The organism is Pseudoalteromonas sp. T1lg75 (assembly GCF_002964705.1).
Classification (GTDB): Bacteria; Pseudomonadota; Gammaproteobacteria; order Enterobacterales; family Alteromonadaceae; genus Pseudoalteromonas.
Genome location: NZ_PQCD01000005.1, coordinates 107582 through 131395 on the forward strand (window position 1 = coordinate 107582; position 23814 = coordinate 131395).

At 51.2% G+C, this 23814-nt stretch carries 11 protein-coding genes and 2 pseudogenes; 4 read left to right on the forward strand and 9 right to left on the reverse strand.

The features are described from left to right. Positions 1-4 precede the first annotated feature (4 nt). From C2M36_RS01530 to C2M36_RS01560, 7 genes and pseudogenes are all read right to left on the reverse strand, one after another. Positions 5-637 carry a response regulator transcription factor gene (locus C2M36_RS01530; RefSeq protein WP_158678834.1) on the reverse strand — a complete coding sequence of 211 codons (633 nt, stop codon included), beginning with the start codon at positions 635-637 and terminating at the stop codon, positions 5-7. Further along, positions 630-4115, reverse strand: coding sequence for a hybrid sensor histidine kinase/response regulator (locus C2M36_RS01535; protein WP_105253411.1), 3486 nt, complete (start codon positions 4113-4115; stop codon positions 630-632). The genes C2M36_RS01530 and C2M36_RS01535 overlap by 8 nt, the downstream gene beginning before the upstream one ends. A gap of 38 nt (positions 4116-4153) precedes the next feature. Then, positions 4154-7888 (reverse strand): S8 family peptidase, encoded by a 3735-nt coding sequence (locus C2M36_RS17090; RefSeq protein WP_105253412.1) that lies wholly within the window; start codon positions 7886-7888, stop codon positions 4154-4156. Positions 7889-7906: 18 nt separating this feature from the next. Further along, positions 7907-10156: a hypothetical protein gene (locus C2M36_RS01545; protein ID WP_105253413.1), complete on the reverse strand. Its 2250-nt coding sequence runs from the start codon at positions 10154-10156 to the stop codon at positions 7907-7909. A 369-nt stretch (positions 10157-10525) separates the two neighbouring features. Then, positions 10526-10906, reverse strand: a pseudogene (locus C2M36_RS01550) (YbaN family protein); the annotation flags it as partial. Between the two features lie 143 nt (positions 10907-11049). Next, positions 11050-12369 carry a porin gene (locus C2M36_RS01555; protein ID WP_105253414.1) on the reverse strand — a complete coding sequence of 440 codons (1320 nt, stop codon included), beginning with the start codon at positions 12367-12369 and terminating at the stop codon, positions 11050-11052. 226 nt (positions 12370-12595) lie between these two features. Further along, complete coding sequence (locus C2M36_RS01560) at positions 12596-13090, reverse strand: MarR family winged helix-turn-helix transcriptional regulator (RefSeq protein WP_105253415.1); 495 nt, start codon at positions 13088-13090, stop codon at positions 12596-12598. A 204-nt stretch (positions 13091-13294) separates the two neighbouring features. Between C2M36_RS01560 and C2M36_RS01565 the strand changes: the two genes are divergently transcribed. Next, a complete protein-coding gene (locus C2M36_RS01565; protein ID WP_105253416.1) occupies positions 13295-14149 on the forward strand; it encodes a D-hexose-6-phosphate mutarotase in 855 nt (284 codons plus the stop codon). Between the two features lie 125 nt (positions 14150-14274). Here C2M36_RS01565 and C2M36_RS01570 read toward each other — a convergent pair whose 3' ends face one another. Then, complete coding sequence (locus C2M36_RS01570; protein ID WP_105253417.1) at positions 14275-15429, reverse strand: tetratricopeptide repeat protein; 1155 nt, start codon at positions 15427-15429, stop codon at positions 14275-14277. Positions 15430-15894: 465 nt separating this feature from the next. Here C2M36_RS01570 and C2M36_RS01575 point away from each other — a divergent pair, with 465 nt between their 5' ends. Next, on the forward strand, positions 15895-16509 hold the full coding sequence (locus C2M36_RS01575; protein ID WP_105253418.1) for a PQ-loop domain-containing transporter: 615 nt from the start codon (positions 15895-15897) through the stop codon (positions 16507-16509). A 63-nt stretch (positions 16510-16572) separates the two neighbouring features. On the opposite strand, the gene C2M36_RS01580 is transcribed toward C2M36_RS01575, so the two are convergent. After that, positions 16573-19098 carry a zinc-dependent metalloprotease gene (locus C2M36_RS01580; protein ID WP_105253419.1) on the reverse strand — a complete coding sequence of 842 codons (2526 nt, stop codon included), beginning with the start codon at positions 19096-19098 and terminating at the stop codon, positions 16573-16575. Positions 19099-19492: 394 nt separating this feature from the next. On the opposite strand from C2M36_RS01580, the gene C2M36_RS01585 reads away from it, so the two are divergent. Together C2M36_RS01585 and C2M36_RS01590 are read left to right on the forward strand one after the other, a co-directional pair. Then, positions 19493-20650 (forward strand): efflux RND transporter periplasmic adaptor subunit, encoded by a 1158-nt coding sequence (locus C2M36_RS01585; protein WP_105253420.1) that lies wholly within the window; start codon positions 19493-19495, stop codon positions 20648-20650. 9 nt (positions 20651-20659) lie between these two features. Next, a pseudogene (locus C2M36_RS01590) lies at positions 20660-23790 on the forward strand (efflux RND transporter permease subunit). Positions 23791-23814 lie beyond the last annotated feature (24 nt).

Here is a 23814-nt window from a genome sequence, read left to right on the forward strand (position 1 = left end):
AATGTTAGCGTCCTTCCTGCTCGATAAATATCTTACTGGCTTGCGTGCGATTACTGACCCCAAGTTTAGCGAAAATGGCAGAAATATGATTCTTGACCGTTTTCTCAGAGATGTTGAGTGTGGATGCAATTTGCTTATTGGCATCGCCATTGGCCATGAGGTGCAGGACCTTGAATTGCGAAGGGGTCAGGCTTGCCAGTAACTCATAATGCCGTTGCTGTGCGCTGGGTAAGGGAGTGACGCCGACAGCTGTCGGGAATTGATATTCACCGGCAAAGATGCGCGTAAGGCTGCTAACTAGCTCGTTAATATCCACCGATTTCGATAAAAACTCTGACGCGCCGGCTTGCAAGCATTCCTGGCGAGTATCCTGACTATCATGGGCACTGAGAACGACAATGGGCAGCTCTGGATAGGTTTGCCGCAGGGAATAGATGCCACTGGCACCGGTCGCTCCTGGCATGTTTAAGTCCATGATCAGCAAGTCCAGTTCGCCATCATCTTCTTGTAGCTTTGAAAACAGAGCCAGGTAGCTATCGGCGTGCTCGATATAGGTATTTTCCAATCGGTTTAAGAGCGCACCTTTTAGGCCGGCTAAAAAAAGCGGATGATCATCGGCGATGAGGATCTTATTCATTGTTCTGTGCATCTCCCAGCTGTTGGATAAGCCATGACAGGCGGCTGTATTTAATTGGTTTGTTTAAAAAGCGATAACCAAAGTTAAGTCTTATTTGCTCTCTTATGCGGATGTCTTCCGACATGATAATGATGCGGCTTTTATGCAGCGCAAAGCGCGCCGCTATCTGGCTTGCGACCTCTGTCCCCAAGGCCCCGTTATCAAGATGATAATCGCAAATAATCATTTCCGGCTTGGGCCCAGGGTAACACAGCGCTTGTCCAGCGCTTAAAAACACACTCGGTGCAAAGCCACGTTTTGTGACCATTGCGGCCACCTCATTGGCGTAGGTTGGCTCATCATCAATTATCAAAACGTTTCTGGTGACCGAGGGGGCTTGTTGTGTCGTTACTCGCTTAGTGCTTTTAGGCAGAGTGAGAGTGAAGGTACACCCCTGTGCGCTGGAGTCCAGCTCTATATCAAGCGCGAGTATCTGACAGATTTGCTGCACTATGGTCAGCCCCAGGCCGCTGCCCGCATAGCTTTCGGTGCCTCGGAAAAAACTGTTGAACACCTTGTCCTTAATCGCCTCGTTGATGCCTTTGCCCGAGTCTATGATAGCCAAGGTATAGGTCTGCTCCTGCGCCGCTAGTCGCAGCTCTATGTTGCCTTTTTCCGGGGTGTTTTTGATGGCGTTATCCACGAGATTATTTATCACCCGTGCCAATAAAAAGGGATCGGTTTGCACCCAGGCCTCGGAATGCGCCGTGGTGAAGGTCAGTTGTTGTGACTTTTTTTGGGCAAGATGGGAAAAGCGACTCACACTCTCTGCAACCAGGGCGCATAGGTTTACTTCGCTTATTGTTGGCTTGACCATCTTAGCGTCAAATTTAGAGATGCTGACGATAGAATCAACCAATTGATCTAATAGTGTAATCTCATTGATTATCGCATCGCTATTGGAGCTGTCCGCAGGCAAGGTATTGAGCAGTTTTAAGCGAATGGCGTTCAAGGGGGCACGCAAATCATGGCTGGCGGAGGCAATAAAACGGGTCTTATCCAGGTTGGCCTTCACCGCAAGTTGTTGTTGTTCTTTATAAAGCTCTGTTTTCGCTGCTACTTCTTGCGCCAGCCGCTTGGCATACGACTCTTGCTCCTGATGCTTATGGCGAGAAAGCGCCAGCTCGGCATTTTTTAAACGCAATTTAACCACAAAGCCCAGCGCAACCAGGGCGAAGGCGAGGCCGATATACAGGGCAATCATGGAGGGCAGCAGGTAAAACGGCGGTTTAACCTCAAAGCTTGATTGGATAAAGGCTTTTTCTACCGAGTCATAGCCGAGCACCTTGGCCTGGATGCGATACTTGCCGGGCTTGGGTTTGATCAAGGTGATATAGCGAGAGCGACTGGGCAGCCATTGCGATGCCTGCGAGTTTTGGCCAATTAATCGATAAAGTAATTGGCCGCTCTCATCATGGGGCAAGCTGGCACTCATGGAAAACTCGATTACACTCGGGTCGGTAATGCGGATCCCCTCGCTAAGCGGTGTCGATTGGCCGTCAATGGACAAATCGGTAAAGGTGATTGAGGTTGGCTTGCTGTGGTTACCTAAGCGCTCTGGGTCGACCAGCAGCAACTCTGAGTTATTGGCGAAATAGATAAACCGATCCAGGCGGCCACAAAAGTCGGTGATGGGAATAGCCCCTAATCCTTGCGCGCCAGTATAGCTGCGCAGCGTTTTATCTTGACTGTGATAGACGCTCACACCATGGCGAGAGCTTATCCATATCCGCTGCTGGCTGTCCTCAACCACGCAACTGGCAGAGGGAATGAACCCATCACTGGGAAGTGGCAAGCGCGTCAGACTGCTTGTCCCTGCCCTTGTATCCAGGGTAAAGACTCCTTCGTCTAAGGTGGTGATCCACAGCCGAGCTGAGGAGTCTAAAAACAGACTGGTCACGGCCTGAGCACCGTCGATGGTGTGCAACCGGACTGGCTGGTTTTGGGTCAGTTGCTCAAGCGCCAGTTCCATAACACCATGACGCTGACTGGAGATATAGAGCTTGCCATGGGCATAGGCCGTATCGATTACCGAGGCGAGCTCCAGGGGGAAGCTGCGCATTATTTGCAGCGCCGCATTATCAAATTGAGCCAGATGCAGGTATTTATCATCGACCACCACATAGATATCGGCGTCTTTAAGATAGGCTAGATAGGTGATGGGCGCTTGTGGATCCGGGCGCCCATGAATGGGGTGCGAGGTATAGTCTAAGCCATTAAACAGGGCAAGATCATGGAAGTTTTTCACCGCGGTGGTGTGATCACTGATAAAACGCAGGTTTGCGGTGTCGAGTCTATGGGGCAAGGTCTGCCAGCCCTGCGCTGGAGAAAATCTGTGTTGTTGGCTTTGGGTTAGGATGACTAATTCATCCTTATCGATAAATTGCGTGAGGATGGGCCCTTTAAAATCAGGTGCTTGCTCGCTCAGTGCATGAAATTCATAGGCCGTAGGAGAGACATGATAAAAGCCGCTGTTGGTGCCGATAAACAGCTCGTTGTTGTCGCCGATGTCGGCAGCCAGTGCCATTTCCGAGTTGCGGTAGCTGTTATTAAGGCTGGTGGGTAAGACCACCTGATTGGGTATGGCCCGGTATCGGTCGATAATGACCACGCCACGTTTAGTGACCGCATACACTTGTTCCTCCCTAACCTGCAGATTCGAAATCATATTCGAGGGCAGGGTATTATTTTGTACGCGCAGATGCTTTTTAAGGCGGTTTTGCTGGTCGTAGACAAACAGGCCCTTGTTGAAAATACTGAGCCACACATGTTGATTGCTGAAGTCGACCCAAATGGCGCGAATATCTTCTTTGCCACGGGCCAGGTTCTCTAAATTGAACAGCCGGTGTTTGTCCGTTTGCCAGTTATAAAGCACCAGACCGCTCGATGTCATAAGCAAAATATGGGCTTGGTCATAGTGCGCAAATGAGTTTACCTGCGCGCCTTGGTAAAGCGCGCTGGAAATAATCGTCAGTTCATAAGTGCGTAGGTTTATTTCGAGCAGTTGCCGATTGGCCACGGCATAGGCCTTGGTCTCGCTAACAAAAATCATGTTAGTGACACGCTGCAGTAGTTTGTTGGGATCCGGAAAGGGGTGTGCCCGGAGGCTTTTGGGTTCAATTAACTCGATCCCCCCCAGGCCCAGCACCCAGATGAAGTCATCGCGGGCATGAATTTGGGTAATGGGATTAAAGCGAATGCCCTTGTCTTTTTGGGCGCTTTTTTTGAGTTGGATTACACCGAGCCCGTCGACTATGCTCACCCCGCCGGGGGTGGCCAGCCAAAGTCGGCCAAATGCATCTCTTTCGATGTCGTAAACACTGTTATGCGTCAGCCCCTTGGTGGTATCCCAGCGCGTGGCATATGGAGCCAGGTGTTCGATAGCCTGAACACTGCTTAGCCAAAACAGGCATTGTAGGATGAGTAAGCGAGACAGCATAAGCAAATGAGCTCCCCATTGGGGAGCTCCGAATGTGTTTATAGCAACTTTCGTCTAACTATGGCTGGCGCCAAGAGAATTAGCAACCAAAAGAGACTACCGGATGAGGAGTTGTTTTCGACCTCAACATTGACCCTGGCCGTCGTCGCGAATTCGCCATCGCTGACGGTGACTTCAAACACCAAAGTGGTATCTCGCTCTACGTCCGGTGTTTCAAGCGTAAGTTGGGCACCCGAAGTATTCGCTGCCATCGCTGCAGGTCCTTGTAATTGTTGCCAAACAATTTCAAGTTGGTCCCCATCTGGGTCGCTGCTGGCGGTCGCATCCAGGGTGAAGCTTTGTCCTTCTTTAACGCTTAGCGTCGAGTTAGATACGGTCGCTACCGGCGCATGGTTAGGGTTTTGCTGCACCAAGTTACCAGAGAGCTTGTCGCCTTTAGAGTTGCTCAAGGTAAACGTATGAACGAACTCTCCCTCAAGAGGCTGTGCCAGGACGGGGCTCAGGATCAGCGCCAGTGGCTCAGTTGTATTTGCCGGCTGTGTGGCGTTGACTAATAGGGTGTTACCCTCAACACGTACATGTTCGCTTTCTGAACTGGCAATAAAGCCTGGCGCCAGGGCGATATTGGCGGTGTAACTTACGTCTTCATCAAGGGGGTTAGGTGCGAGTGTGAGCGTCAGCTCTGTTGGCACACCCGTACTGATGTCTGTATTGGCCGCGGTTAAGGTCATGGCACTTGAAAGTTGGTTAACAATCACGCTGGTCGTGCCGTGAGATACCGACATGCCCGTGTATTGGTCTTGTTCGAACACTTCGATGCTGCCGTAATAATTGGTGTTAGCGTCGAGTTGTTTGTCCCACAAGATGGTGAAGGGCATCTTTTCAAAGGCACTGCTATTGGTTGCCGGTAAGACATTCATCGACACCCAGTTTTCCGGTGTGCTGCGCACTACGTCGATGGCGATAAGGTCTTCTTCGGCACCCGAGCCTTCATAGTTCCATGCCATTACCCAGTATTGGCCTGGGGCATCGCCGCTTAGGGTACACTGCTCACCCACATTGCGTGTGCTTGCGGCCACACAGACGCGTTCCACCGCTTGTGGTAGACCATCACCATTGGTGTCTAAGCCAACAAACAGGTCGGCATCCGTTGCTTGCGAGCGACCAATAATAATGTCCAGCGGCGCACCCTCAGCAACATCTAACATGAAAAACGCGGCGCCCTTGTCGAAGCTGTCGAACGGCGTGTTGTTATCATCCGCTGAAATTTTCAGCTCAGTCGTTTGCCCCTTGATAAGTGGGCTATGGGTGATAAAGATTTGCTCGGGGCGACGGAAAGCATAGTCTTTGATATCGAACCCGGCGTTTTGCCAGTAATATTCTTGCGACACCGTACTTGGCACATGTGCGACCAAGGGTTTAATGCGCAAAGGCAAGGTTAACGAGGGCTGTGTAACAACATCCGAGGTTATCTGCACATTGCCATCGATCCATTCGTCAGCGGCCCATTCACTGAATGTGGCGGCAATTGTCACCGTCACTTGCTCGCCGGCACTCAAGGTGACTTCGGCTGGGGTAAAGGTCATCTCGCTGATGTAGTAGTTGTAACCCTTTTGACTAAAGCGATAGGTGCCCGCTTGAGTCGCGGTGAAGGTTCGCTCCCAGGTACAGGTACCGGGACAGTTGCTGTCGATTAGATAAGGGACGTTAAGTGCCTTCACATCGCCTTGCAGAGCCGGATTGGCCGCCATGAACTCTTCGGTGCTGACCGCCATGATTAAGCCTGCGTTGGCTGCTTTATCGACGCGGATCATACCGGCACCGCGATCCCAGAGGTCTGCGGATTGACCATCCTCGGCGCGGGTCATTTGACTGTTTGCCGTCATCATCAAGGCAGACTGTATCTGCGCGGGTGTCCAACTCGGGTTGATTTGTCTGAGAAGGGCGGCAGCGCCAGCAACATGAGGCGAAGCCATCGACGTCCCTGACAAGAAGTTGTAGTCGCTGGGCGTCGGGTTTGCGTTGAACGGCTGTTCGTCGGCGTAGGCGCCGTAAATATCGGTTCCCGGAGCGGCCAGATGTGGCGAGAGCAACTCAGGAAGAAAGCTGGTAGGTCCGCGAGAAGAGCTGATATTGACGATGTTGCCCTGGTCGCTTTTTCTCGTAGCAGCACCGGCATTGATGCTGATCACGGGCGCTGACTCGGAGCGAGCCCAGGCCAGTAATTCTTCACCCTGAGACTGGGTAATTTGCATCCCTGCGATAGGGTATGGAATTGAATATTGCTCTGTGTTGCTGCCGTCGACGTTACGGATCACCACGCCCACACCACCGAGTTGAGCAATACGATCAACTTTGTCATAAAGGCTGATGCCACCGCGATCGCAGAGCACAATTTTGCCTTCTAGTTCGGGGTAGTCGCGCCAGGTAAAGAAATTACACTCCTTGCGAAAGCTATCAACATCACCGGCATACACCAGCTCGGCACTCACGGCTTCGCTAAAGCCACCCAGGCCTTTGATATCGGTGAAAGACACGGTTACACCGGGACCCGCACTCAGGGTTTTTTCCACAACTCGGTCATGACTGGCATTGGCAACCTGCGTTGTCCATGGCGCCAGGTGACCGACTGTGTTGCTTCCCGGACCTGAGTTACCAGCGGATAAAGAAACAAAAACACCCGCCTCGGCTGCCGATAGAAACGCCAGGTCTAACGCCGAGTTCCAAGGTTGAGGACCTTCAACGCTGGGGCCAATAGACATGTTGATAACGTCGACGCCCGCATTAATGGCATCTTCCACCGCTTTCACCATGGCGCCCATGTCACACCCGGAAACAGGTAAACAGACTTGGAATGAGACAATATTGGCGTGTGGAGCGACCCCGGATATCTGTGCGAAGTTGGTGCCCGCAAGGGGAGTGCCATCACTTTCTGGCGTGTTGCCTGGTTTGTGAACCGGCACATTGGTAAGCACATTTCCCGCTGCGGTAGAGGCAACGTGGCTACCATGGCCATTGTAGTCTTCGCCCACATGAGGGCGAACGTCACCAAAGCTATCTGTGATGCTGGCGTAGCTGAACACCCCGATCAACTTGTCGTTACAAAGACTTTTATTTTCTACACAGTCACCAAGGTAGTTGCCGCTGCCCAGCGGGTTGGTGTGTGTATAACCGTCACCGCCGGTGGCCTGGAATGAAGGGTGGTCGGTGTTTACGCCCGAGTCGATAATACCGACAACCACGCCCTCGCCCTTGGCGCCGATGGCCTGCATCGTTTCACCATTCCAAATAGGCTTGGCACCAATAAATTCCGGGCCTACATCGGTTTGCATTTCATAGCTGATTTGGCGTTCTACCTTCAACCCGTTCGGTAGGCTGAGCAGCTTTTCGGCCTGCTTCTCGGTCAGCTCCATAGACACGCCATTAAAGACGGTGTCGTAGCTGTAAAGGATCTCTTTCTTTTCACCCAACAGGCTTTGCGCCTCTTGATGAAAGGCCTGCTGCTGGCTTTTTACCTGCGCTTTAAATTGTTGAGCAAACTGAGTCTGAGTATCGAGCTTGCCTTTAAACGAAGGTTCACTCTGAGCCGCAAATGCCAGGGGCTGTCCACGTAAGTGCACAAAATAACGATTGGTTGCGCCCTCGTGGTCCTTGTTTAGGACCGTGTTGACCTTATCTTCAAAAGAAAAGGGTTTGCTGAATAGGGCCTGTGGGCCTGATGCACTGGCCATGCAGCTCATAGCCATGCTGATGGCGATTAATGACTTCTTCATAATAATTCTCTTCACTTGTTACTTGGCGTGGCGTGGACGACGGAATAAGCAGGCACCGAATAGAGCCAGCAGGCTCATGCCAAAGGAGCCACCCGATTTGTTGTTGGTTACATTGACGTCCACCTGGTGGGTCGCAGATTCACCATGGGCATCGGTGACGGTCACCGCCAAGGTGGCTACCTCGTCGCTATCAACAAAAGGAGCACTGCCCTGAGTGGTAAGCGACTGGTTGTTGCTGAGCGTGATGCTTGGGCCGCTAACTTGCTGCCATTCAATGTTAACTGGGCCTTTAGCGCCGCTGAGCGCCAGATCTATGTTGAAGTGGTTGCCTTCTTCCACATTCACGCTGCGGGTACCAGATAAGCTGGGCTGTTTATCGTTCTCGATAATCAGGGTGATGTTTTTGGTGGTGACCGTATCGCCGTCGTCGACGACCAAGGCGAAGGTCAGACTGGTTTCTTCTTTAACCACCGGGCTGGTGAATTTAAGCTCCATCGCCGCCGGATCAAAATCGACCTCGGGACCGCTGGTTTGCAACCATTCGATATCCAAAGACGCATTGTCGGGATCGGTTACTTCCGCAGACACCACTACCATTTCATCTTCGCCGGCCTGAACCTGCTCCGGGAGCGCGATAGTTGGCGCATCATTGATTGCGGCAATGTTGAGTGTGTAGGTCATGCTGGTTGAACGGCTGCTGTCGTTTTTATCGGCAAGCGTGACCACAAACGGCAGTTGCCCTGAAAATTCCGGGGCGGGGGTGATGCTCAGATTAAGCGTATTTGCGCTCACTTGTGCACTGAACTGGGTGTCGTCTTCTGTGTTTACGCTGGCAACCGTGACGCTATATTCGCTTTGAAGCTCGTCCACAAAGGGGATGCTAAACGCAAACGCTTCATCTTCATTGGTGTGCAGCGGGGTTTCGGGCCATGCCAAACGCAGACCTGATTCAGTGCCAACCTCGCCGTCCTGGCGAATACTTTGTACTTGCACCGGGGCGTCGCTCGCGAACGAAACACGCAGGCTGGCAATGGTTTCGCCAAAGGGAGAATGGGCAATACTGTGACCATTGATCACACCCTGGACATCGGCAATGACTTGATTATTGAACACCTGGCCATCTTGGCTAAAGTCAACGCGGTAGAGGTTTTCGGTTTGCGAGGTGTAGTCTTCCGATTTGGAGTAAACCCAGGAAAAAGTATCGTTATAGCGACTCAAATAACCTGCTGAATAATAACCAGAATCTTGCTCGTCGCCATACAGGATAGGCGCTAACGACACCGGCTCGGAACCAAGAGTAAGGGTACCATCATGACCCACATGTTGCATAAACAGACCATAGTTACCGAAGTTGGTGCGCGAAAGCTGTGCCGCCCAGGTCACCACATAGCCCTCATCGGTGGCAACAATGGATGGGTGCGCGACAGTATCGAATAAAAAGTCATCACCATGAGACAAACGCAAACCCGAGTTGGGGAACTGCAATTTGCCGTCGGCATCGATATGTTGATAGAGAATGTTACTGTTAAATTCCGTTGGGTGAGACCAGGCCAGGGTGACACCGCCCATGCCATCTGCGACTAATGAGGCTGCGCCAAAAGAGCGGGGGGGCAGTTTGATATCACCAAACATAATGGGCTGTGGCGACTCTCCCCACAGCGGCTTACCATCAAAATCATATTTTTGGATAAACAGAGAGTTGGCGCCATCGCTCTCGCGGACTCCGGTGAATAAAACAACAAGGCCATCTTTTACCGGCGTAAATGAGGAGAAGCGTGTTGAGCCCATTTGCTCCGCCGTGCTCCAAAGCTCGTTGCCTTGCTTGTCGAGCATGCCAACCGCCACTTTGGCTGAACGAGACATGGTGTCGTAATCAAGTGCATAGAAGAGCTTGTCACCAGCGCTTGTGAGGTGCACAGGTAAAGTGCGTCCTGCATCTTCGGGAGCGGGTATGAATGGTGTCTCCCAGCCCGGCGTGCCATCCGCATTGGTTTTAAAAATCATGGTGCCATAGGGGTACACCTTTAAATCTTCAATGCCAGTGTAGATAGCCCCTTCGTCATCTAACATCATTGACCAGGTCAGGATGAATGACTGTTGGCGCTCATAGAGGGTTTTTGCTCCCTGCTCCCAGGCGAAATCGCCGTTGCGGTCCAGCTTATTGATTAGAAAATCGTAGCCGGTTGTTGGATCGGAGTAACCAATAACGATATTACCCTGATGATCAACCAGTGTTTGGTGTGATGCGGCACCTTCAGTGGCTGTCACAAAAGAGGAAGTATCACTCCCCCATTTTGCTAACACTGGTGGTGTCATGCTCATGCTAACAGCGAGCGCTGTTGCCGATAGAAGAAACCTCATAGATACTCCTGTTAATGACTTGTTGTATTGAGAACTGAGTGATTATTCATCAGCACAGGAGCGGATGTAATCGATCAAAGGTCCCAAATCATCTGGGAAATAAGTCCTATAAGGCGTTAATGTGCTGTGACCAGGGAGTAGAATTAGAAAGGGGTAATGTTGTTTTTTCGTAACTTAATATCTTGTTAAGTAGAGCAAAAATAAGTGATGTGTGAGGAAGAAGATGGCCACAAAGGCAGTTAATTGCGGAGAGCTTGGGTAAAGGGACTCGGTGCGGCTTGGGCGGCGGATCAGGTAAGCCAGTACGCTGGCCTCGACGGCCGCCACCAGTACCACGGCATAGCTTGGGGCCGCTGAAAACATCATCATATACAGGCCGATGCTCATGCCTAGGGCCGCCAGCCATTTGGCCTTGGTTGGGACCACCCTATGCTGGCGCCAAGCCGATAGAATGGGTCCGAACCTGGGGTGCTCAAGCAACCAGGCTTCAAGGCGCGGGGAGGAGTGAGTAAAGCAGGCCAGGGCGGCGATAAAAAAGATGGTGGTCGGCATCACGGGCAGGGCAATGCCCACTATGCCCAGGCCGACAAAACCTAAGCCTAGCGCTTGCAAGGCAAGGTTCTTGTAGCGTTTTAGATGCCGACTAAGGGCAGTTATCAGGCTCACCACACAATTCCACAACCCCTGTTAGGGGCAGTGTACTAAAGCCTGGTTAAGGCCGCTATGGCTTTTTTCTAGCGATGATCAAGCCCAGCACTGGTTGACGGTTGATTTAGCAAAAAGGGCCTCGCGGCCCTTTTTTAGAAGTAATATCCGATGTTGATATTAAAGCGACGCTCGGTTTCGTCACTGTCGCCGGCGATGGAGCCACCGACAAACGGCTGGTTCTTCGCATGCACCAGATCGAAATAGGTGAACAAGCCACCTGCCGCTACCGAGAAGCCGGTGACATTCATCCAGGTATCGGCGCTGTTATCCGATTTGTCGTAGATGATGCCGTAGTCATTATAAAACTGCAGCCCCGTTACCGCGCCCCATTTTACCGGCAGGCTATAGGCTATATTGGCATTGGTCATGGTTGCCTCGGCGGCAATGCTGTCGTAAAAGGAGTAAGCACCTACCGCCATGCGATCGACATTGTCGATATCATAGTTATATTCACCATGCTGTAACTGCAAATTCCAGCGCCCCAGGGTGCTATTGAGGTGAACCGCCCAGGCATAGTAATCGCCCACACGGTCGTCGCCGTCATGCAGATCGCCACGTAATCCAGACACCCCTAGCTCGGTTTTGCCACCTTCATGTTCAAGGTGGTAGCCGTAGCGGCCGGAGAAGGTGTTATATTCGCCAATGGCATTGGTAGGTTCGGCATAAATGCCCTCATCGGCGCTGCGAAAACCAACTACATCATAGGAGTAGCGATCGCTGCGGTTATCGACATAGCCGTCGACGCCACCGAGTTCATCGTTTTTGAAAAAGCCGAGGTCGAGCTGCCAGTTGTCGGCAATTTTGCGCTTAAACAGCAGGCCTAGGTCGTGATCGTCCTCCAGACCCACATAATAGGTGGTGCCGAAGAAGTAGTTGTGCGAGTTATAAGGCCAGTTCCCGAATGGGACCTTGGTAATACCCGCCTGCACCTGCCAGTCGTCGGCGAAGTCATAACCCACATAGGCATATTTTACCGCGGTCATATAGTCGAAGAAGCGGATCTCGGCATTGAGTTCCACATCGCCAATATCACCGGCGAAGTTAACGCGGAAAATATCGAAATCGAAGTCGCCGCCGCGGTTTTTATTGTCGTCGTCGTAGGAGGTATGGCTGTAGTTGGTACGTACGGCACCGCCAATGCGAATACCATTTTCTTTTTCTTCGCTTTGTTGCGCTACGCTCTGTTCCAGTTGCTCTTCCTGTTTAGCAATGCGTCGGGTGATCTGCTGTTGCTCTTGTTCTTGCTGTTTGGATTTGCGTTCTGCCGCTTCGAGCTTTTGCTGCAACTGTTGCATTTGCTGCTGCATTTGCTCAAGTTGCTTTTTCATTGCCTCCAATTCAGGGTTGGCCAGTGCCGAGCCAGATGCCAGGGCTAAGCTTACCGCCAATGCTGTGCTGTTGAAATTAATCATAATAACCTTTTGTTGTGGCCCGTTCCCCTAGCCTAGACTAAGTTTCGGGTTTTTACGAAGGTAGGCCCGGATCCGGGGCGACTGGTCGTTTAGAACCGAGTGTCTCAGCAGAGTGTCTCAGTGAGTTTCTCAACCCTGAACAAGCGGTAGCCATGACCAGGCCTCTTATCGAGCCCAAAGATGATTAATTAGTGTAGCAAAAGCAAAAGCTTAGGTTAATGGGGGATTATTCGCCCTTGTTGCTCTCTGGGGGCTTGGTAATGGCCCCAACTTCCAGCAAAGGCGAAGCGTCCAGGTTGTCGGCATCCATCATCGCGGCAATGCGTTGCATGGACGAGAGCAGCAGGGTTTGCTCCCATTCGGCCAGGTTGCTGAATTTGTCGATAAAGTGTTCTTGCAAGGGCTGTGGCGCCTTGTTCAACAGGGCCGTTCCCTGCTCGGTGAGATAGAGGCTGACGCGGCGCTTATCGAGTTGGCTGCGTACCCGATTGACCAGGTCGCGGCTTTCCAGGCGGTCGAGAATATTAGTGACCGTGGCCGGGCTGAGATTCACGTTTTGTGCGATGCGACTGGCGGTAATGCCGTCGGTTTGCGCGACTTCATTCATGATCAGTAACTGAGGTCCGGTTAACCCCGAGGTCTTGTTGAGTTGTTTGGAATGCAGATCGATAGCGCGAATAACCTTGCGTAGGGCAATTAACAACTCATCATACTTTTGCATTTCCAATCTCCAACCTGTAACCCCGCCATTATACCCGTAAAAAGCGCCTCGGCCACCCTCTGTGCACAAACTGGTGAATGAGCGGCTTATGGTGTGAATTTGCTGGGGGATGACAAGGTGATGAATTATTTTGCTCATATATTTATTTCGTGCGGGACTTTGGGTAAGGTGAATCAGCACCGCTTTATCGTTAAGGATTGAATAATGCAGCTTTCTTCGAGTGTTTCTATTACCCATTGTGATTCCGGCCTTGAGTATTTGCAGGTGGACTCGCCCCTTTGTCAGGCGCGTATCTTTCTCCAAGGCGCACAGCTTACCCAGTACACTCCTGCATGCGGTAAAGATTTGATCTGGGTATCCGCGGAAGAGGATTTCCAAAGTGGCAAGAGCATGCGTGGCGGCATTCCCATTTGCTGGCCCTGGTTTGGTGTGCATCAACACCCGGACTGGCCGATACATGGCGTTGCCCGGGTGTTGTTGTGGCGAGCCGAAGAGGTGCAGGAAACGCAGGATGAGATCCGTATTAGCCTGTCCTTGCCCATGACCCAGGTAGACCCCGATTACTGGCCTCATAAAACCCAGTTGAAGGTCGAATACGTGCTTAGTGCTAAACAACTTGAGGTGCGTTTAACCAATACTAACCTGGATGATCATGTGATCCAGTTCACTCAGGCTCTGCATACTTACTTTCCCACCCCGGATATTACCCAGACCGAGGTTGATGGTTTGCAAGGGGCGCAATATATTGAATTTGGTGAAGGGCCTTTTGAGCAACAAGAGGTGGTGCGTTTTGGTCGCGAAACCGACATGGTTTATAGCGGTGCCGCTGCTTTGCAGCGTATTCGCACTCCCAATGGCACCATAGAGGTAGAGCGGGAAAACTCACGCTCTTGTGTGCTGTGGAACCCCTGGGTGGACAAGTCAAAGCGCTTATCTAACTTTGCCGATGACGAATACCACCGCATGCTGTGCCTGGAAGCGGCCAATGTGCTGGATGATAAGGTAGAGCTGGCACCGGGCGAAAGTCACACCTTAGGTACCCTGATACGCTGGGGCTAAATAGCTTGTGATGTTCTTCGATTTAACAATATTCCTAGGTTCGGTCACGGTTTTCAGCGAGGGTATGTAAAAGACCTCAATTAACAGCCCCTAGTACTTAGGAGCTGTTAATTAAAAGTTGCGCACTAATGTTTATGTAGGCGCTTTAGGGCTTCATACTTTGCCTGATAGCGCGTTTTATCTTGGCTGGCACGAGTTATATCAATTGCGTGTTGCATTTCATTTAGCGCAACATGGGTTTTGCCCAGTTGGTAATTCAATAAAGCCATATCTACATAGGTCCGGGGTAAATAAGGCGCAATTTTGCGTGCACGTAAAATATACTGGGACGCAAGAGTAAAATTGCCCAGTTGCGCCGAAGTGTGGGCTAGGTGAAGCAAATGATAGGGGTCTTCCGGGCTTATAACCCGTAATTGCTTTTCTAGTTTTGCGACAAGCTCCTGGTCTTGGAGTTGCTTGGCCACAACGACATAGTTACTAATAGCAATGGCGTTATTGGGGTCAGAATCCAGGATGAAATCATACATTTCTTGGGCGGTAGTTAGATCCCCGGCTCGGCGGTGAAGCACAGCAGCTATATTCAAGAGTTCTAAGCTGCGGGGTTTATACAAAAGCGCTTCCTGAATGTAATTGAAGCCAGTGTTTATGTCATCAGACAGTAGTGCCTGGGCTGCATGGTTAGCATAATACTTGGCTATTAGGTCATCTATTGTTGCTCCACCTGATACTATGCCGGAATTAGAAGGAAAGTAATCAATGATTAAACTGGAGCGAAATGTAAATGCATTAGGGGTTTCTTCTTTTGGCGCATAGAGTTTTGTTCTGAAATGACTGGAAAGCAGCACAACATTAGCTTGCCCAGCAAAAACGGGTTCTTCTTTCATTAGCTGGTAACCTGTTTCAACACCTGCTAAGTCTGCATAAGCTTGTACCACCAATGCCAAAGATATACAGTTTCCTTCCTGGTGTAGCAAAGATTCTTTTGCGGTAAAGGTGGTTCCATCATAACTAAAACTGCTTAATAAATTTTCAACGTAGTTATAGACAATAATTTCGTCTCGCAGGCCGTTTGCGTTTGCTTTATTTCTGTATTCATTAAACGATTTTATTTGAGACGGCGTGAGCGAAAATAGGCTGGCCCTGGGCTCTACATCCTCTTTTATAAATAAACTTGCATTAAGGGAGGGGGCTTTGGGCTGTAATTTACTTTCTTGAACAGGGTTGCTTACGCAAGCCGTTGCTAGGCAGAGCGCTATCAAGCTCAAAAGAAAATGATGCATAACTACTCCTTGTTTATTTACGATTAACTTATGACCAAATCTGAAGCAATGCAAGTGCAAGTTTAGCCTTGGCTTTTGGGCTATTCTCTTTCACTGTTTGCTGTGAATGGTCACTCCTAGCGTAAGCGCTGGTTTACAAGACTTAAGCGCACAGATTAATGCTCTACTCTTGTCAAAATAAGCAGCAAATATACAATGCGCGGCTTCTTTAAAACCGTTAAAAATCATGCGGTTACAAGTTTAAACTTGGTATTAACCGCGATTTTCAATGGTTAACTTTTTAATATCAATTCTGTTGGGTATGTGATCAGAGGTAGCGCTGGATAAATGATGTGATAACAAGACGGAATTTTTCTTATGTAGTTATTCTACATGGAAAAATCCCAACGCAGTTAGCACGATATTTAGCCCGCTAGAATGATTAGCTATTTAAGTGAATTGGTATAATTACCAAAAGAGGTTGCCTTGACTCAGTATCTAGCCCTGTTTGCGTCCTTGATTCTGGCCTTTAGCTTTTTACCCATGCTAAATAAAATCCGCAGAAATCGCAGTGTGTCCGGGGTTTCTCTGCTGATGATGAGCTTTGGAGTGGCACAAAGCATTTACTTTATTGCTTTTAATCTGTTCTTTGAACGTTATTACATGGTGTTGCCGTTTGTAGTAACCGGGCTACTCAGTGCACTGATCCTCTACTATTTTGTTCGTTATAACGCCAGCGCTAGCCAACGCCGAAGATTATTGCTGCTCTTGGCCGGCACCTTGTTGCCCTTCGCCTTGCTGTTTAGCGCCCAAATCGAAGCCGGTGAGTTACTCAATGCCTTAACCTTTGTGGCCTTGCTGATGAGCTCTATTCGCGTGATGCCGCAAACCTATAAAACCATCCGCAGCGGCGATGTTTCCAATCTCAGTGCCCGGTATTTTATTCTGCAGTTTATTGCCGGTGCCTTTGGTCTGCTGGCGGAGCTGGCCATGATTACGCCGAGTGTGGCGCATGTGTTGAATTTTGTGATGATCCTTTTAACCAATGCGGCGCAGTTGGCCTGTATTCAATACTATCGTCAACGCCCGGCCATGGCCTAGTACAGAATTGACCATAAAAAAGGCCACTTGAAGTGGCCTTTTTGTTTTTCTGCGGTGGTTAGCTTAAACGGCTAATGCCTTGTCGATCAGCAGGTTGATATACTGCTTATTGGCCTTGGCCGCCGCGCTGGCACCCCAGGCAACATTCTCGTCTCGGATCTGCTGCAGTTGCGATAATGCCGCCGCCTTGGCCAGGTTGTCATAGCCGCTAGGCTTCTTCACGCCGGCGATGGTGATTAGGCGGTTAACGTATTCCACCTGCAGGTTATGGCTCAGGCTGCTGGCTTCCTTGGCGTCAACAAAAATAGCCGCGGTTAGATCCTGCATCATGGTGCTTAAATCGTACTCGTTACCGTATAGGCTGGAGTCCGAAATACGCTGCAACACATTCTTATGCAGTAGCTGATTAAGAACCCCTTGCTGCATGGTCAGTATCATCGCATGCGCTTTTGGATCTTCATTCTTACCATAGTGATTAAAGCCACGGCGCTGCTGCTGCAGGTAGTTGTACAGCGGCTGCATGTCTTTGAGGACATCCGGGGCAAAGACCTTATCGGCCAACACCTGCATGGCTGCCTTTTGACGCTCCAGTGGAACCGGTGTAAATGGCGCCTTGGCGTTATCGCCGCCAACCACGTTACGCTCGACATAAATACCGCCGATCTGGCGAGAAATCACTTCCGCCTGCTGTTTATATTGGCCGGCGAGGATATTGGCAGACACCACCAACTGCTGGTGGCTTTCGCCTTCAACCAGGGCCTTGGCTTTAAGCTCGGCCAGCAGGCTTTCTACTAAGGCCATGCGGTCGGCGCCGTAGGCTACCGGGTTTGAAGATAGGTCGCCAATCATCACGCGGGGGTCGATATGACGGCCCGGGGCACGCATATCATCGGCATCGTTACCAAAGGCCAGCTGATGCTCACCGGAGCGGGCAAGAATCTTCTCTAAACGTGCCTGTTCGGCCTTGGCATCATTAAGCGCCTGGCTGTAGCCAAACTCGATCGCCCAATCGTCATAAGGCCCTGGTTTAGTTTGGAAAAAGTCGCCTTGTTCAACGCCTTTTGGCGCTATGTTGGCAGGGGCGTAATCCATCACCGAGCCGGTGACTATGCCTTGAGTCAGGTTCTTATCATGCACCTGCTTTTCATCCCACAAAATGGATGACTTCATGTTGTGGTTCAGGCCCAAGGTATGGCCGACTTCGTGCAACACCAGCTGGGTCAGGCCCTGGCGCAGGATTTCCTTGTCGCTAATATCGGCGCCGGTAGCCAGGGTGCTGGCCAGGATCATGTTTTGCTGTAACTCATGGCCCAGTGAGCAGTTGAGCTCTTCGCCGCTGGCTTGATTAGTGGCTAGGCCGCTTGCGCCGAGGCTGGCCGCACCTTGTGAATACAGGGTATCGTAGATCCAACGGTTTTTCATAAACACGTATTCAAGCATGATGTCTGAGCCCAGGATTTGACCCGTGAGCGGGCTTGCCAACGCTGGGCCATAACCGCCGAATGGTGGACGAGGCGAAGAGGTCCAGCGTAACACGTTGTAGTTGATATCACCGGCATCCCAATCGGCATCGTCTGGTTGTACCTTCACGACCAGGGCATTTTTAAAACCGGCTTTTTCAAACGAGCTGTTCCAGGCTAAGACGCCTTCTTTGATGGTATCGCGCCACTCTACCGGTGTGGTGTTTTCAATCCACCAGACGATTGGCTCAACCGGCTCGGAGAGCTCTGCGCTTGGGTCTTTTTTAATCAGGTTCCAGCGTTTGATTACGTCTTTATAGGGTGCCCAATCCGCCGAGGTCATGTCGTCGAACTGGTTGCTAAAGTAGCCGATGCGGGCATCGTCATAACGCGGCTGGTAGTCGTTCTCTGGCAGTGCCACGAAGGAGTGTTGCACCTTGATGGAAACCGAGCGCGGATCGCTGATCGCCTGTGAACCACGGACACTGGGGTTGGCGTTGTTAAATACGTAGTCGACAACGATATCGATATTATTGGGGTATGGACGGTGTTTAATAATGCGCGACTTTTTGTCGTCCAGCTTGCCCAGCTTAAAGCGCTTCTTGGCGTCTTTGTCATCCGGGTTGCTCCATGGCGATACCTTGTGCAGCGCTTCGCTTAGGAATAACTGATCTACTTTAAAAGCGACTTTACCTTTTTCTTCCACTTCAATCGGCAGGCTGGCGAGTACGGCTTCACTGATATTGGCTTCGGCGGCACGAGCAATGGCGCTGTCGTCGTCGAATTGATAGCGCGGGGTTTTGCTAACAATGTCGATGCGGTCAAAATAGCGACGAAATTCAATCAGTTTGGTTTCACGGTAGGCACCACGAAAGTGCCCGGCATCGGTGACACCATCTACGGTATGCGCAAAATAAACATAGGGCTTGTTAAGCTGCGCCTCGGTGATCACCATGAGGTTGTCACCGCTTTTCGGGTCTTGATAAAAGTCGAAGACGCCATCGTAAAAGATCTGGTCGGCGGTAGTTTGCGCCAGTGTTTTAGTTTTTTCTTCTTCTTTATCTTTGGCCAAGGTGGCCTGGCTGCCTAGTGCAAGGCTAAGGGCCAGCGTAAGGGTAGAAAGTTTCATTGGGTTCCCTGATGTTGCTTGTTGTTATCAAAGCAGTGTACTGAAACTGGTTGTCGAAAAAACCGGGAATTGCTTAGAGCCCGGCTTGGCATCTCTATTTTTGATTTAATCAATTGATAATTATGTGTTTTTACTTTGTAACAAAGTATGGCAAAAGTCATTTTGTCGCACTTTTTCGCTGTTCTCAGCTCGGTACAAGCGACTTAGGGAGGGGTTGAATACTGATCTGCCAAGGGATACGACCCGTATTGGTTCAAAAAGCATTTATTGATCAAGTACAAAGCAGTACATTCTGGGTGTTGCTAAAATTAATACTTGTTTACAAATGAAAGATTACTAAAAAGCAGCATGTTGTTAATATGTGCTGAATAGAATTTTATCAAGGTGATCGGCCATGCATCAGGCATTAAAAAAATCCTTAGTAGCACTCGCTGTCGTTGTGGTTACGGTAGTCGCCGCTGGCGGCATTATGGCATCGGCAAAGAAGCCGGATGAGACCAAGCAGGTCGATACCCGGCCTGTCGTTGAGGTGGAGTCCCTGGCCGCCAGCGATCACCAGGTACTATTGACCAGCTATGGTGAAGTACGACCGCTAGAGCATACCTTGCTGGCCGCCCAGGTCAGCGGCGAAGTGGTAAGTTGGAACAAGGGCTTTGTGGCCGGCGGCATCGTTGCCCGCGGCGAGCTGCTGTTCACCATAGAGAAAGACAACTACGAGGCGGCGGTGCTGCAGGCCGAGGCCGAGGTTGCACGAGCTCAGGCGGCTTTAATTGAAGAGCAAGCGCAACAGCAGGTGGCCAAAGACGAAGCCGCCCGCACCTCAGGGGTCAAACGTTCGGCCTTATTCCTGCGAGAACCTCAGGTGTTGAGTGCTCAGGCGGCAGTGAAGTCTGCGGAAGCGGCGCTAAAACGGGCGCAGCGTGATTTGGCGAACTGCGAAGTTCGCGCCCCTTACGATGCCCTGGTGATCTCCCGTGATATTGGTCAGGGCCAGTTTGTGAGTCCGGGCAGCAAGGTCGCAGAACTTAATAATATCGAGACGGCGGAGATCATCCTGCCTATCGCCGGCTTCGACAGCGCCTTTTTACCACCGCGTGTTGCCGGTTTATCGGCGACCATTACTCAGGAAGGGCTCGGCGGTTATAGCCGCAGTGCGGTGATCGACCGAGATTTGGGTATCGTCGATAGCGCCACGCGCATGAGCAACCTGGTGGTGCGTATAGACGACCCTTACGCCATTCACACGCAGCAACCTAAGGTCAAATTTGGCAGCTATGTGCAGGTGCAATTCCCGGGGCAAACCCTGCGTGAAATTTTCCGCTTACCGCAAGAGTTGGTTAATAACAAAACCGTGTGGGTCGTGAACAACGACAACCTGTTGCAGCCGCGTCAGGTCACCGTAGTGCGTGAAGAAGATGAATTTTTCTTAATCAGCGAGGGTCTGCAAAGCAGTGATCGCATTGTACTGACGCTGCCTGAATATCCACAGCAGGGCATGGAAGTGCGTATTGCCGGGCAGGTGAGTACCAGCCCAAGCAACGATCAGCTGTAGGAGGTGCCCATGCAAACACCAAAGCAAACCGGCATTATCGCCTACTTCGCCAATAACTCGGTGGCCGCCAACCTGATGATGGTGTTTATCATCATCATGGGTATCGTCAGCTACTTCACCATTCAGCGGCAGATGTTCCCCAACATTGAAATTAACTACATCAATGTGACCGCCAACTATCCGGGTGCCTCGCCGCAGGAAATAGAAGAAAGCATACTGATCAAAATCGAAGAGTCGCTCAAGGATGTGACCGAGATCGACAAGGGGGTTTATCGCGCCTTTCGTAACTCCGGGCGCGCCTCGCTAGAGGTAGACCCGGATGCCGAGCTCAGCGATGTGCTGGATAAGGTGAAACTGCGCGTCGATGGCATTGCCACCTTCCCGGCGGGCATGGAGCCGGTCACCATAAGTCAGGTGGAATTTCGCCAGGACGTCATAGGTATGTCTTTGGTGGCCGATATCCCCCTGACCGAGCTTAAGCCCATCGCCAACGAAATAGAAGACGAGCTGCTGCAACTGGGCAATGTGTCCCTGGTGCAAAACGATGTGCCTTTGGACGAAATTGCCATCGAGATCAAGCCTGATACCCTGCGCCGATATAACCTGACTCTGGGCGAGGTAGCCAACGCGGTGCGCCGTTACTCGGCCAACTTTTCCGCCGGCCAGCTGCGCACCGATGCGGGCATTATTTCCGTGCGGGTTGAAGCGCAGTCATACTCTGGCGAGGAGTTTCGCAATATTCCGGTGAAGATAGGCGCCAATGGTGCCAAGGTGCTGTTACAGGATGTGGCGCAAATCAAGGACGGCTTTGTTGAAGGTGAGCGCTACTTTAAGTTTAACGGCAAAAATGCCATCTACCTGAGTGTTAAGGCGACCAAAGAGCAAAACATGATCCCGGTGGCGGAGTCGGTTAAGGCCTATATCGACCAAAAGAATAAAACCCTGCCCGCCGGGGTGACCATCGAGCCGCTTATGGATATGACTTATTATCTGAATGCGCGACTCGATATGATGCTGAAAAACCTGTTTCAGGGCGCCATCCTGGTGGCCTTGATGCTGACCCTGTTTTTGCGCTTTAAACTGGCGCTGTGGGTGATGATTGGTCTGCCGGTGTGTTTTCTCGGGGCGCTGATGACCATGCCCATCTTTGGCATCAGTATTAATATTGTCTCCTTATTCGCCTTTATTATGGTGCTGGGGATAGTGGTTGATGACGCCATAGTAATAGGCGAGAGCGCCTACTCCGAGATCGAGAAAAAAGGCGGTGGCGTCGACAATGTGGTGCGCGGCGCACAGCGCGTGGCCACCCCGGCGACCTTCGGGGTGTTGACCACCATGGCGGTATTTGCACCCTTTACCTTATCGAGCGGCCCGGAGCGGGCATTTTTCTTCGGCATCGCCGTGGTGGTCATGGCGTGTTTGGCCTTTAGTCTGATCGAGTCAAAGCTGATTTTGCCGGCGCATATCGCCCATACCCGTTTTGGCCCCATCAGCTCCAGCGGTTTCCGTGCCCGCTTTAATGATAAGTTTTTTGGCTTTGTGAATGGCACCTATCGTCGCTGTGTGGAGAAGAGCATAGAGTGGCGCTACGTGGTCTTGCTTGGGTTTTTAGGTATGTTGATCCTGAGCTTTACGCTGATCAGCAGCAACCATATTCGTGTGGTGCCGACCCCCAAGGTGCCCCATGACTTCCCACAAATCAGGGTGGAAATGAACGACAATGCGTCGGACATTCAAACCATCAACGCGATTCAGAAAATCGAGCGCATGGTGCTCGATGTGGACACACAAATCGAACAGGAATTTGGCCAAAAGATGGTGCGCAGCCTCTTGGTTTTCAACCAGGGCCGTACCGAGGCTCAGGTACTGGCGCCTTTGGTTGATGAAGATTTACGTCCATTCGATGCCTTTGAGTTATCGCGGCGCTGGCGCGAGGCCATGCCGGAGATTGCCGGGGTGAAATCACTGACCATTTATGATGACGTGAATGGCAATCCTGGTGGTGATGGCGAATTCGGTTATCTGCTATTTGGTTCGGATATCGAGACCCTTAATGCCGCCGGTCGTCAGTTTATAACCATGTTGCAACAACAACAGGGCTTGTTTGACATCAGTTCCACCATAGACCCGGCCAGCAAGGAAGTGCAGATGAGCCTTAAGCCGGTCGCTTACGACCTGGGTTTGGACCTGCAAAATGTTGCCAGCCAGGTCGGCGCCAGCTTCTACGGCGGTGAGGCGCAACGCGTGATCCGCGACGGTGAAGAAGTGCGGGTCATGGTGCGTTATCCCAAGTTAACCCGTGAAGCCTTTGCCTCCCTTAAGCATGCGGTGGTGATGACTCCGGCTGGTAAAGAAGTGTTGCTTGGTGACGTAGTAGAACTGCAAGAGCGTCCGGGGATCAGTTACATCCGCCGTGAGGGGGGTTATCGCACCGTTTATATCTATGGCAGCATAGACGAGGAAAGGGTGGAGCCCACCGAGGTGGTCAAACGCATTAAAGAAGATTTGTTGCCGCAATTACAAGAGCAGTTCCCATCGGTGAAAACCGAGTTGGGTGGCTCCATTGAAGAGCAGCAGGCTCAGGCCAATGAACAAATCCTCTTCTTTATCGCCGGGATGATCATTGTTTATATCCTCTTGGCGGTGCCGCTTAAGAGCTATAGCCAGCCACTGATCGTGATGTCGGTGATCCCCTTCAGCTTGACCGGAGCCCTGTGGGGTCACTTCTGGTTCGGCCTGGACTTAAGTACCATGTCTTTCTTTGGTTTAATCGCCGCCGCCGGGGTGGTGATTAACGACTCCTTGTCATGACAGATTATGTGAACCAGGCTCGTCGTGAGGGTTATACGGTAAAACAAGCCGTGGTCGAAGGCGGCTGTGCGCGTTTCCGCGCTATTACCCTGACCTCGATTACCACCTTTGCCGGGGTCTTGCCGATCATGTTTGAAACCAGCTTGCAGGCCAAGTTTGTGATCCCCATGGCGGTGGCGCTGGGCTTTGCGGTAATGTATGCCACCTTACTCACGCTGATCCTGGTGCCTTGTTTGTATGTGATCCTCGGCGATATACGGGCCGCGTTCCGCTGGGTATGGCAGCGTATCAGAGGCACGGTGCCCCGTCATAATGAGGTTAAAGCGTAATAAATTGAGAAAGTTACCCGCTTT

What these genes read in the sequence shown, in the direction of transcription:
- C2M36_RS01530 (WP_158678834.1), bottom strand. Translation starts at nt 637, where the DNA reads ATGAATAAGATCCTCATCGCCGATGATCATCCGCTTTTTTTAGCCGGC.
- C2M36_RS01535 (WP_105253411.1), bottom strand. Translation starts at nt 4,115, where the DNA reads ATGCTGTCTCGCTTACTCATCCTACAATGCCTGTTTTGGCTAAGCAGT.
- C2M36_RS17090 (WP_105253412.1), bottom strand. Translation starts at nt 7,888, where the DNA reads ATGAAGAAGTCATTAATCGCCATCAGCATGGCTATGAGCTGCATGGCC.
- C2M36_RS01555 (WP_105253414.1), bottom strand. Translation starts at nt 12,369, where the DNA reads ATGATTAATTTCAACAGCACAGCATTGGCGGTAAGCTTAGCCCTGGCA.
- C2M36_RS01560 (WP_105253415.1), bottom strand. Translation starts at nt 13,090, where the DNA reads ATGCAAAAGTATGATGAGTTGTTAATTGCCCTACGCAAGGTTATTCGC.
- C2M36_RS01565 (WP_105253416.1), top strand. Translation starts at nt 13,295, where the DNA reads ATGCAGCTTTCTTCGAGTGTTTCTATTACCCATTGTGATTCCGGCCTT.
- C2M36_RS01570 (WP_105253417.1), bottom strand. Translation starts at nt 15,429, where the DNA reads ATGCATCATTTTCTTTTGAGCTTGATAGCGCTCTGCCTAGCAACGGCT.
- C2M36_RS01580 (WP_105253419.1), bottom strand. Translation starts at nt 19,098, where the DNA reads ATGAAACTTTCTACCCTTACGCTGGCCCTTAGCCTTGCACTAGGCAGC.
- C2M36_RS01585 (WP_105253420.1), top strand. Translation starts at nt 19,493, where the DNA reads ATGCATCAGGCATTAAAAAAATCCTTAGTAGCACTCGCTGTCGTTGTG.